The organism is Methylobacterium currus (genome assembly GCF_003058325.1).
GTDB lineage: Bacteria > Pseudomonadota > Alphaproteobacteria > Rhizobiales > Beijerinckiaceae > Methylobacterium > Methylobacterium currus.
The window spans coordinates 2,118,943-2,128,715 of record NZ_CP028843.1; the positions used below are offsets into that span (position 1 = coordinate 2,118,943).

A 9,773-nucleotide genomic window follows, 5' to 3' on the forward strand; every position below is an offset into this window, starting at 1 on the left:
CTCAGGCGGCCCTCCCCGCTTCACGGGACAGCGTGCCGCGAGCGGTGCCGATCAGCTCGTCGATGACGGCCAGCACTGCATCTTTCGAGCGCTGGAAATCCTCCTTGCCCATGGCGCGCATGGACTGGCTCTTCGCGGTCCAGCGAACCACGACCCCGTCCTTCACCCGGACCACCGAGGTGTCGTCCACCGGCCGGAGGAATGCCGCGATCCGCGCCGCCTCGGCCTTCGAGGAGGCGACGAAGGTCACTTCATCCCGGAAGCCGGCCTTGATCAGCGCCCACTTGCGGAGATGGTCGGGGGTCGGGAAGCGGTCCGCCAGGTGCTCGGGCAGGCTGGACCAGCCGTCCCGGACGCAGGCGAAGAAGTGGGCATGCGACTTGCTGCTGCGCTCCTCGTGCTCGACGAGGATGTAGCGTTCGCCGATCACGAACTGCCGGTCGCAGAGGCCGGTGAACCGGCCCGCCGGCTGCATCGTATCGCCCGTCCACGTGAACTCGACCGGCAGCAGGGCGCTCATGACCGGCCGCCCCTGCTCTTCGGGGTCCGCGCCGGCCAGCCGAGGGCCACGAGCCGGGCCTTGGCGTGCTCGCGCACCTCGTCGCGCAGTCCTGGGGCGAGGTAGGCGAGATCCGCCTGCGTCTCAGGAGCGAGCATCAGGTCGGTGACGGCGTTTATGCTGTCGGCGGCATCGATCCGCTCGCGCAGGCGGGCCTCGACAGCCTGCGGGCTATCATCGTTCGCCGGATCGTGCTCGCGGGGCTTGCCGGCCTCTGGCGCTGGCTTCCCGGCGTCCTGGCGCGTCTGCTGCCTAGTATCGGGTGTCGGCTTGAACTCGTCGGCCTCGTCCTCGGAATAGAGCAGCCCGTGCAGGCCGATCAGCTTGAGGATAACCCGGTCCTTGGCCCGCTTCTCCGCCATGGCGAAGACGTAGGCCGCCTGCTTGCCCGAGACGCGGTAGTTCACGCCGATCAGAGCCTCGCCGATCGACCACTCACGACGCACGCCGCCGTCGTTCGCCAGCTGCACTTCACCAGTGACAAGGATCACGGCCTCGTCCCGCTCGGCGCGCAGGATCTGGGGCGGCCCGAAGGCGATCTGTGCCTGAGCGGCGATCCGCTCCAAGGCTTTGTGGTAGATCACCGCGGTGCCCTGCACGCGCCAGATATTGCCGGCCAAGGGCTCGCCGTAGTTTGCCAGGATCTCGGCGATTTGCTTGTCGGACTCGGCGCTCATCAGACGGCCTTCCGTTCTTCGTGTATGGCGACGCCAGGAATGGCGCGGACACCGGCGGCGACCTGCCGGCTGGCGATGGCCGCAAGGGCCGCCGAGAGGTCGGCGCGGCAGTTCACCCAGACCCAGCGGGCGAACGCGGTCTCGTCGGTGACCTCGGCGCGGTAGGTTGTGCGGAGGGTGACCGCGCGCGTACCGCCACGAGCGCTGGCGCGGTCGGCCTCCGCCCGGCCGGCAGCCGCCGCGGCGCGGCGCGCGTCCTGCGCCAGGTCCTCGGCGTGCTCGCGCTCCTCAATGTCGGATGGCTTGCTCAGCTGCAGCGCCAGTGCTGCCTGCCGGGCCTGCTCATCAGCCTCGCGCCGCGCTGCCTCGGCCGCCGCCCGCTTCTCGGCCTCCTGCCGCTCGAGCCAAGGCGTCAGGGCTGCCTTGCAGACCTCGACGGCCAGCACCGCGCGGCCCTTCCCCGACTTGTTGTCCTGAATCAGCGCGCCGTAGCGCGCCTGGATCTCGGCCTTCGCTTCGTCATGCGGCTTGGCCTCGGCGACACGGCGCTCATCTGCCCGCTTGATGGCCTTGCGGAGCAGGTCGAGCAGCTTCGATACGCCGTCGGCATCGGCTTGACTCTTCACGCCATCGGCTTCGAGCCAGTGCCGTGCCTCAGCGCAGAGAGCGTCGATCTCGTCGCGCGAGACCTCGAACGGCGTGAGGGCGGGCCCGCCGTTGTGGCCCATGGCGGGAGCGGCGAGCACGGCGCTCATTCGGCCACCCGAGTGCGCAGGATTTCGTCGATCCGCGCCTTGCGAGCTGCGATAGCGGCGCGGTCGGCTGCCGACTCCCATCGGAACACCAGCATCCCGAACAGCAGCTCTACGAGCACCGTGGTGCTACCGACGCAGATGCCGAGTTTCCAGCGCCAGCCGGCGCCGAAACGAGCTCCACCTTGGTTCAGCGGCGCCTTGAACCCGCCCGTAGAGCGCCAGCCATAGCCCTGCCAGGGCCAGCGCTCAGCCCGGATGATGAGGTTGCCGACGCGCAGCACGTTCCTGTCGCGAGCGATCATCGCCGTCACTCCGCCGCCAGCCGCGCCGGCCCGGCGGGCGCGAAGCGCTTCAGGAAATCGAGGTCAGCGAGCTTCACGGCATCCATGTCGCCGGTGCGCAACGCGGTGAGCTGCCGGGAGAGGTGCGCAGCGAATTCGCAGGCGGCGCCGAGCCGATCGTCGAACTGAGCCATGTCGGCCCCGGCCCGACGGGCGCGCTCCAGGTCCTCGATGATTTCCTGAATGGCGCGATGGTGGGGTGAGATCGACGCGATCATCGCCCGGATGCTGGAGGGCAGACGGGCAGCCTCGTCGGCCGCACGGAACAGGGCGGACATGGAATACTCCCTAGTAGCCGGCTGCGGCGCGGTAGGTCGCGCGGACGTCGTCGTGGAAGGTCGGCTGCCCGATCGGCTCGGATGCCTCGATGGCGGCGGCGCAGTTGAGCTCCAGGCGCTTGATGATGGCGTCGGCGAGGTCGTCCTCGTCGAGGGGCGTTGGGCCGCCGGTGCGCCGCTCAGCTTCCCAGATGTCGGCGGCGCCGAGGGCGGCGAAGTGGATCTCGTCGACGGCGCGGCGGGCGGCCCACAGCTCCTGCAGCGTTTCATGGACCTGGACGAGTGTGGGCCGGTCCGCGTCGAGGCGGGTGTGGCCGGCGGCGATCCGGGCGATCATGATGGCGGCGCGGCGCTCGGCAGCCTGAGCCCGGTGGCGAGCGGCCATCTGCGCGGCAGCGACCTTGGGGGCGGCGCTGGCGCCGGGGCGGAGGATGTCGGCCATCACCACCCCCGCCCGATCAGGAAGGCGGCGACGCCGAGCGCGATGAACGTGGCGATCACCAGCCCGAGGATGAAGAACCCTCTGACGAGACTGGTTCGGTCGTCGTTCGCCGCCTGCGCGGTCAGCACCTCGTCCACCCGCAGCGGCGGGAGGCGGCCGGCCGCCGGGAGCGTGCGGACGCGGTCAGTGATGTGACGGCTGTGGCCGTTGGTCAGGAGCTCGGGGCGCATCACAGCACGCTCCCGACGTAGAGAGCGACGACCTGGACGGAGGCGGCGAGGCCGACGAAGAGAGCGGCGACACCAGCGACCCGCGACGCCGTCACGGCGAGCCGGTCGGCCCGGTCGATCAGGATGGCCTGCCGGACCGCCTCAGCGTCGATGTGAGGAATGGGGTAGCGGCGTGCGCTGCCGTCGTGCGCCTCGAGCTGCGGGAGGGGCGCGGTCACCAAGGCGGCGTGCAGCGCGCGGTAGCGGGCCTGCTCGGCGTCGAGGATGTTGAAGGCGGTGTGCATCGGCGGGGTCCATCGCGGGGTGGCGATGGCTTACGATATTCATGCGCCATGTAGATCGCAAGCGAAAAATACATGGAGCGTGAACTTGACGCTCGGCGGCGGGTTCGCGCATGCCGTGCACCGTGTCGCCGGAACAACTAGGCTTGCAAATTCGTTCTCAATTTGTTCTCATATGCTAACACCGGGCATCGGCCCGGCTCGGGCGACGAGGCGCGCGATGGGTCAGGCCAAAGACGGGGCATCCGAAGAGGTTTGGCTTAAGCGCCAAGCTCTGCAGGTCGTCATGCAGCTGCCGGATGATATGGACGAGGCCTTAGCCGTCCTGCGGTATGCTGAGACATTGGTGAAAACGTTTCTTGCCGACGCTCCTAAAACTGAGAGTCGGCCTGAGAATGTCGTGCAACTAATTCGCTAAGCGGTTTCGCGCTTGGTTTCCTGCGTCGATCGTAAGCGACGAATGCCATCTCCAACATGAACCGGCAGGAAAGCATCAATCCCGCGGTATATATAATCTAGAGGAATACCTGTCGCGTTCGCTACTTTAAGAGCCTCGTCCAGGCTTATCCGGTTTTTGCCCTTTTCATAATTGTTCCACGTGTTCGTGGCGATGCCAGCCCGGCGGCAGATTTCCGCTTGGCTGAGTTCTAACGCTTCGCGAACGAGCTTCAGCCTCGCTCCGATCGCTTCCTTGCTTGTGGGGTTCTGCGTCGTGTCGGCCATGCCCCATTTTGCCGGGGTGGCCGACCCGCGATCCATCCACATCTCGCGGCGCTTGCAATCTACACGCTGCATGAATATACAGGCTCTATGAACGAGCTTGCGACCACCAGCGAAGTGATCGATGCCCTAGGCGGCACGACGCGAGTTGCGCGCCTCACCGGGCGCAAACTCGCTGCTGTCTCGAACTGGCGCGAGAAGCAGAGCTTCCCGCCCAGCACGTTCCTCGTGATGCAGGCGGCGCTTGCGAACGCGGAAAGATCGGCGCCGGCGACGCTGTGGGGGATGCTCGTCCCGCCGACGACGTTGTCCGATGAGGCGGGGGCCGCGGCATGACCCGCCCCCATCCCGCCGCTGACCGCGGCACTTACATCGGCCTCACGCGAGGCTGTCACGAGATGGACCGCGACGCGGATCGGGCCGGTGTGAACGCGCCCGAGACGGTGGCAGCGGAAAACGCCCTGGAGGCGCCGGGCAACCGGGCAGGACGCGTGAACCATGCCGGACCGGGTGAAAGCCCCGGGGCCAAGCTCGACCGCCCGCTCGCCGCCGGCGAGCGCCTGACCGCCGACGGCGACCGTATTTCGGTCCGTCAGAATTCGCGGGAGGCGTGAGATGCCGAACGCTCCCCGCATCTCCCGTCGCCACGGCAACCGCACCGTCCTGACCTCCGAGGCGGTCGCGTTCGTCGCGCTCGTGCTCGGCATCCTCGGCCTGTGGGCGGTCGCCATGGCCGGCTGCCTGTCGAAGCGCGCCTCGCAGCCCAACCCGCTCAACGGGTCGGTGCGTGTGCTGTCGGAGGTGGCGCGATGAGCCGGCCCGCCCGCCTCAAGCCTAACCAGCCCGACCCGCTCAGCGACGCCTTCGCGGCGAGCTACGAGGAAGGCCTGACCCTGGACGCGGTCGCGCAGCGCCATCACGTCTGCCGCGAGCGCGTCAGGCGCGCTTTTTCGAAGCGCCGCGGCTTCTCTCTGCGGATGCGCCGAGACGACAACGCGCGGTGTATGGCGCGCGCGGCCGACCAAGCCCATGCGATGCTCGACGAGGTGCGTGCACGTCGCGTCGATCCATCCCCGCGGTTCGCGATCGGCACCTCGACAGCCATTCACATTCTGCGCGCGCGCTGCCGCATCGTCGGCCCGCTCTGCGTGGACAGCCCAACCATCGCCGCCGCGCACGCCGCCGGCCTGACCCTCGACGACATTCACGAGGTGTTCGCCGTGCCGCCGGTTGAGGCGGTGCGCGCTATCGCCGCCCACGCGGGGCGCTGAGCCATGCTTGCGTCCCTTCACGATCACGTCGGGGCCCCCGATGTGCGCGCCTACGTCCTTCCGGTCGCCCCCACCCAGGGCGTAGGCGCACCCTTTTTCCTCTCGCCGCGGCGTCTCGCAGGAGCGCGGCTTGAGGCGCCCGGCCGGTGTCATCGCAAGACCTCCCGGCCGGGCCGCTCCCTTTCGCGTGATCGTCTGTGCTTGGCGGCCGCCGATCACGCCTGCGTTCGTGCGTCTATCCACCTCAACCTGGCGAGGCGCTGACATGTCGTTCGCCTCCACCATCTCTTCCGGCTCCCTTTCCGAACAATCCCCGATGTCCACAGCATCGGGGAGCGCGATGAGAAAGTCCGGTTCGGATCTGCGAAAGTTTTCGCAGATCGACGCCCGAACGTTAGCGGAACGGGCATGTCATTTCTTGCGTGAGCGCTATCCGGCCAAGACGGCGATGTACGTTGCGGCCGACATCGGTGTTGCGGTCGGCACCGCACGCAAGTGGCTCGACCAGGGCCATTGCCCCTCGGGCCCGGCCTATGACGCGATGATCGCGACCTACGGCGCGGCGTTTTTGTGCGCGATCCGGCCCGACGAGGCTGGGTGGTGGCATCGGGTCGCTCGCGCCGAGCGCCAAGCCGCGCTCGAGGCCCGGGCCGAGGCGATCGAACAGCAGCTCGCGAGCCTGCGAGGTGCCCGATGAGCCCGAACGTCTACGGCATCGCTGCCTCGGTCCTGCGTGGCATTGCGGAAGGGCTGATGCTCCCCGTCCATCCGCTCCTGCGCTGGTCGCGCTGGTGCGAGGATCGGGCATGGCGCGCCGCCGCCAAGGCGCCGCCGGAGTGGCTGCGTCGGTTCTGGGCGCGCGACCGCCCCGGACATCGTCAAGAGGGCCGCGACCGTGGCTGACGCCCTGTTCGAGGTCCGCCACGGCGGCGCCGGCCTGACCCTCGTCACTGATGCCGGCATCTCGACCGCCACCGTCGCGGTCGGGCTCGGGCGCGTGATGCTCGCCGTCGCTCAGCCTGGTGGCGCGGCCGACCTGCTGCTCGACCCGGTCGACGCGCGCCACCTCGCCGAGCGGATCCTGCTCGCGGCGGGCGAGGTCGAGACCGCGGCCGAGGCCGGGGCGGAGGACGCCGCATGACACAGCGCATCGGCCTCACGCTGAAGCAGCGCGAGCTGCTGACTTTCATCGAGCGGTACATCGCCGCCAGCGACGGCGTGCCGCCGAGCTACGACGAGATGCGCACGGGGGTCGGGCTGCAAAGCAAGTCCGGCATCGGCCGACTGCTGAATGCCCTGGTCGAGCGCGGTCATCTTCACCGTCTCTCGCGTCGGTCCCGCGCGATCGTGCTGGCCGCGACGCCGGCGGCGCTCGAGCTGCCTGCCTCGATCCAGGCGCGCATCCGCAACCTGGCCGACCGCGCCGGCACCACTCCCCACGCCTTCCTGAGCGCCGTGCTCGATGCCCATGGAGATCGCCCGTGACCGCGCTCGCCGTCGCTGAAGCCCGGCGCGACGCCGGCATGCAGGTCGCCGCGGATGCGGAGGCCGCCGAGCAACCAGGCTTCAGCGCCCTAGCCTACGCGACGATCCTGCGCCTTGCCCGGGAGCAAGCTACGGTCCACATCGACGACGTCCTCGCCGCTTGCCCGGCCCGCCCGCGCCACCACAATGCTTGGGGCTCCGTGTGGATGCAGGCGATCCGCGAGGGCGTCATCGAGCGCACCGGCGACACCCGGCACTCGGCCGACCCGCGGAAGAACAAGCACCTCTACCCGGTCTATCGCAGCCTCGTGCAGGGGCAGCCGGCGCCTGCCGAGACCGTGAGCGCGCCCGCGCCGGCCGCGTTCTCCGCTCCGGCAGTGGCGCGCATCGTTCGCGCCGCGTCGCTGAGCGACATCACCTCCTACCGCGATCTCATCTCTCGCAAGCGCGTCGCCGCCGAGCCGCAGGGCTTCGCCGACGTCGGCAGCCGGGACATCCTGCCGGGCTTGTTCCCCCATCAGGAGCACTGCCTGGAGTTCGCGCTGCGCGCCGGCCGCGCCGCCGAGTTCCTGGATACCGGGCTCGGCAAGACGGCGCTGGCACTCGCTTGGGGTGATGCTGTCGCGCGCCGGACGAATCGCCCGGTGCTGATGCTGGCACCCCTCGCCGTCGCGGCGCAGCACCACGCCGAGGCCCAGCGCATCGGCGTCGAGGCCCGGCTATCGCGCTTCGGGGCCGCGCCGGAGCAGGCCTGCATCGCCATCACCAACTACGAGCGGCTGGAGCGCTTCAACCCGGACGACTTCGCGGGGGTGATCCTCGACGAGAGCTCGATCTTGAAGAGCTTCACCGGCTCCACCAAGCGCAAGCTGGTCGAGACCTTCGCCCGCACGCCGTACCGGCTCTGCTGCACGGCGACGCCGGCGCCGAACGATCACACCGAGCTGGGTCAGCACAGCGAGTTCCTGGGCGTGATGCGCCCGCCGGAGATGCTGTCGCGGTGGTTCATCGCCGACCAGGCGAACGCCGGCCGGTACCGCCTGAAGAAGCCGGCCGTGCGCTCGTTCTGGGACTGGGTCGCCTCCTGGGCCCGGTGCGTGTCGCGGCCGTCGGATCTCGGCTTCAGCGACGACGGCTTCGTGATGCCCGAACTCGTCGTGCGCCGGCACATCGTTCAGGCCGACCGCTCGGTTGATGCGGGCGAGGAGAAGGGCGGCCAGGGCAGGCTGTTCCGGATCCCGAGCGCGTCGGCGACCTCGATCCACCAGGAGAAGCGACTCACCAAGGACGAGCGCGCCGCCCGGGTCGCCGAGCTGGTTCGCGCCGAGCCGGATGAGGCGTGGATCTGCTGGGTCGAGACCGACTACGACGCCGACGCCCTCAAGGCCCTGTTGCCCGAGGCGACCGAAGTGCGGGGGTCGATGTCGATCGACCAGAAGGAGGAGCGGCTGGCCGCCTTTTCTTCCGGCGCGGTCCGCATCCTCATTACCAAGCCCAGCATCGCCGGCTTCGGCCTCAACTGGCAGCACTGCGCCCGCATGGCGTTCATGGGCCTCTCGTTCTCCTACGAGGCCTTCTACCAGGCCGTCCGCCGGTGCTGGCGCTTCCGCCAGCTGCGCGAGGTCATCGCCCACGTCGTCTGCGCCGACACCGAGGCGTCGATCTGGGACGTCGTGAACCGCAAGGCCGGCGACCACTCGGCGATGAAGCTCGCGATGTCGGCCGCCATGGCGCGCGCCGCCCAGTCTCACCGTGTCCTCGAGACCTATGACCCGCAACAGGGAGCGCGGTTGCCCGCGTGGATGGTGCCATGAACGTCTTCGACTCGAAAATCAGCCAGCGCTTCGCTGTTTACAATGCGGACACGGTAGAATTCACGGCTGAGATGCCCGACGACAGCATCGACTTTTCGGTCTACTCGCCTCCATTTTCCTCGCTATATATTTATTCAGAGAGCGAGCGCGACATGGGCAATGTCGGCTCAGACGAGGAATTCCAGGCCCACTACCGGCACCTCGTGCGCGAGCTGTTCCGGGTCACCAAGCCCGGCCGGCTGACGGCGATCCACGTCAAGGATCTCGTCTTCTACTCGAACGCCTCCGAGAAGGGTGACCGCGGCATCCGCGACTTTGTCGGCGACTGCATCCGGACCCACACCGCCGAGGGCTGGACCTATCACCGCCGCATCACGATCGACCGCTGCCCGGTCCGCGAGATGCAGAAGACGAAGAGCGACCGGCTCCTCTACAAGAACTTCCGCACCGACGCGGCGCGCACGGGCGGGGGCTTGCCCGAGTACATCGTCGTGTTCCGGAAGTGGGCTGACGGCATGGATGCCGTGCCGCCGGTCCTGCACGACCCGGAGACGCACCCGCTGGAGTCCTGGCAGGACCTCGCCCAGCCGGTCTGGATGTCCTCGGGCATCTGGTACGACACCGATGAGACGGACGTGCTCAACGTTCGCGTCGCCCGGGACGCCGAGGCCGAGAAGCACCTGTGCCCGATGCCGCTTGATCTCACCGAGCGCCTGGTGCGCCAGTATACGAACCCCGACGAGACGGTCTACTCGCCGTTCATGGGCATCGGCTCGGAGGGCTACCAGGCTCTACTCCAGGGCCGCCGCTTCCTCGGCACCGAGCTGAAGGCCAGCTACTACGCCCAGGCCGTGAAGTATCTCGGCGAAGCTGAGCGCCAGGGTGCGCGGGCCGATCTCTTCGCCACAGCGGCGGAGTAG

19 protein-coding genes are annotated in these 9,773 nt (G+C 68.8%); 10 read left to right on the top strand and 9 right to left on the bottom strand.

Annotation, left to right across the window (positions count from 1 at the left end; genetic code table 11):
* Nucleotide 1: 1 nt before the first annotated feature.
* From DA075_RS10005 to DA075_RS10050, 9 genes are all read right to left on the bottom strand, one after another.
* Entirely contained in the window at nt 2–520 is a 519-nt protein-coding gene (locus DA075_RS10005) for a hypothetical protein (RefSeq protein ID WP_099953081.1), read from the bottom strand.
* Nucleotides 517–1,236: a trna delta -isopentenylpyrophosphate transferase gene (locus tag DA075_RS10010; RefSeq protein ID WP_099953082.1), complete on the bottom strand. Its 720-nt coding sequence runs from the start codon at nt 1,234–1,236 to the stop codon at nt 517–519. The genes DA075_RS10005 and DA075_RS10010 overlap by 4 nt, the downstream gene beginning before the upstream one ends.
* Nucleotides 1,236–1,991: a hypothetical protein gene (locus DA075_RS10015; RefSeq protein ID WP_099953083.1), complete on the bottom strand. Its 756-nt coding sequence runs from the start codon at nt 1,989–1,991 to the stop codon at nt 1,236–1,238. The genes DA075_RS10010 and DA075_RS10015 overlap by 1 nt, the downstream gene beginning before the upstream one ends.
* Nucleotides 1,988–2,293 (bottom strand): hypothetical protein, encoded by a 306-nt coding sequence (locus DA075_RS10020; RefSeq protein ID WP_099953084.1) that lies wholly within the window; start codon nt 2,291–2,293, stop codon nt 1,988–1,990. The genes DA075_RS10015 and DA075_RS10020 overlap by 4 nt, the downstream gene beginning before the upstream one ends.
* A gap of 5 nt (nt 2,294–2,298) precedes the next feature.
* The gene (locus DA075_RS10025) at nt 2,299–2,610 is read right to left on the bottom strand and encodes a hypothetical protein (RefSeq protein ID WP_099953085.1); all 312 of its coding nucleotides are present in this window, start codon (nt 2,608–2,610) and stop codon (nt 2,299–2,301) included.
* 10 nt (nt 2,611–2,620) lie between these two features.
* Complete coding sequence (locus DA075_RS10030) at nt 2,621–3,052, bottom strand: hypothetical protein (protein ID WP_123834230.1); 432 nt, start codon at nt 3,050–3,052, stop codon at nt 2,621–2,623.
* On the bottom strand, nt 3,052–3,282 hold the full coding sequence (locus tag DA075_RS10035; RefSeq protein WP_099953087.1) for a hypothetical protein: 231 nt from the start codon (nt 3,280–3,282) through the stop codon (nt 3,052–3,054). Before DA075_RS10035 ends, DA075_RS10030 begins: the two co-directional genes overlap by 1 nt.
* A complete protein-coding gene (locus DA075_RS10040) occupies nt 3,282–3,566 on the bottom strand; it encodes a hypothetical protein (RefSeq protein WP_099953088.1) in 285 nt (94 codons plus the stop codon). Before DA075_RS10040 ends, DA075_RS10035 begins: the two co-directional genes overlap by 1 nt.
* 411 nt (nt 3,567–3,977) lie before the next feature.
* Complete coding sequence (locus DA075_RS10050; RefSeq protein ID WP_099953090.1) at nt 3,978–4,358, bottom strand: helix-turn-helix domain-containing protein; 381 nt, start codon at nt 4,356–4,358, stop codon at nt 3,978–3,980.
* Between the two features lie 15 nt (nt 4,359–4,373).
* Between DA075_RS10050 and DA075_RS10055 the strand changes: the two genes are divergently transcribed.
* From DA075_RS10055 to DA075_RS10100, 10 genes are all read left to right on the top strand, one after another.
* On the top strand, nt 4,374–4,619 hold the full coding sequence (locus DA075_RS10055; protein ID WP_099953091.1) for a helix-turn-helix domain-containing protein: 246 nt from the start codon (nt 4,374–4,376) through the stop codon (nt 4,617–4,619).
* A gap of 62 nt (nt 4,620–4,681) precedes the next feature.
* Nucleotides 4,682–4,897, top strand: a complete 216-nt coding sequence (locus tag DA075_RS10060) for a hypothetical protein (RefSeq protein WP_099953092.1) — start codon at nt 4,682–4,684, stop codon at nt 4,895–4,897.
* A gap of 1 nt (nt 4,898) precedes the next feature.
* On the top strand, nt 4,899–5,096 hold the full coding sequence (locus DA075_RS10065) for a hypothetical protein (RefSeq protein WP_099953093.1): 198 nt from the start codon (nt 4,899–4,901) through the stop codon (nt 5,094–5,096).
* A complete protein-coding gene (locus DA075_RS10070) occupies nt 5,093–5,554 on the top strand; it encodes a hypothetical protein (protein WP_099953094.1) in 462 nt (153 codons plus the stop codon). The genes DA075_RS10065 and DA075_RS10070 overlap by 4 nt, the downstream gene beginning before the upstream one ends.
* A gap of 265 nt (nt 5,555–5,819) precedes the next feature.
* Complete coding sequence (locus DA075_RS35865; RefSeq protein WP_123834232.1) at nt 5,820–6,251, top strand: hypothetical protein; 432 nt, start codon at nt 5,820–5,822, stop codon at nt 6,249–6,251.
* On the top strand, nt 6,248–6,457 hold the full coding sequence (locus DA075_RS10080) for a hypothetical protein (protein ID WP_099953096.1): 210 nt from the start codon (nt 6,248–6,250) through the stop codon (nt 6,455–6,457). The genes DA075_RS35865 and DA075_RS10080 overlap by 4 nt, the downstream gene beginning before the upstream one ends.
* Complete coding sequence (locus tag DA075_RS10085; protein ID WP_099953097.1) at nt 6,450–6,695, top strand: hypothetical protein; 246 nt, start codon at nt 6,450–6,452, stop codon at nt 6,693–6,695. Before DA075_RS10080 ends, DA075_RS10085 begins: the two co-directional genes overlap by 8 nt.
* Nucleotides 6,692–7,039, top strand: coding sequence for a LexA family protein (locus DA075_RS10090; RefSeq protein ID WP_099953098.1), 348 nt, complete (start codon nt 6,692–6,694; stop codon nt 7,037–7,039). The genes DA075_RS10085 and DA075_RS10090 overlap by 4 nt, the downstream gene beginning before the upstream one ends.
* On the top strand, nt 7,036–8,853 hold the full coding sequence (locus DA075_RS10095) for a helicase-related protein (protein ID WP_244936550.1): 1,818 nt from the start codon (nt 7,036–7,038) through the stop codon (nt 8,851–8,853). Before DA075_RS10090 ends, DA075_RS10095 begins: the two co-directional genes overlap by 4 nt.
* Nucleotides 8,850–9,773, top strand: a complete 924-nt coding sequence (locus tag DA075_RS10100) for a DNA-methyltransferase (protein WP_164712286.1) — start codon at nt 8,850–8,852, stop codon at nt 9,771–9,773. Before DA075_RS10095 ends, DA075_RS10100 begins: the two co-directional genes overlap by 4 nt.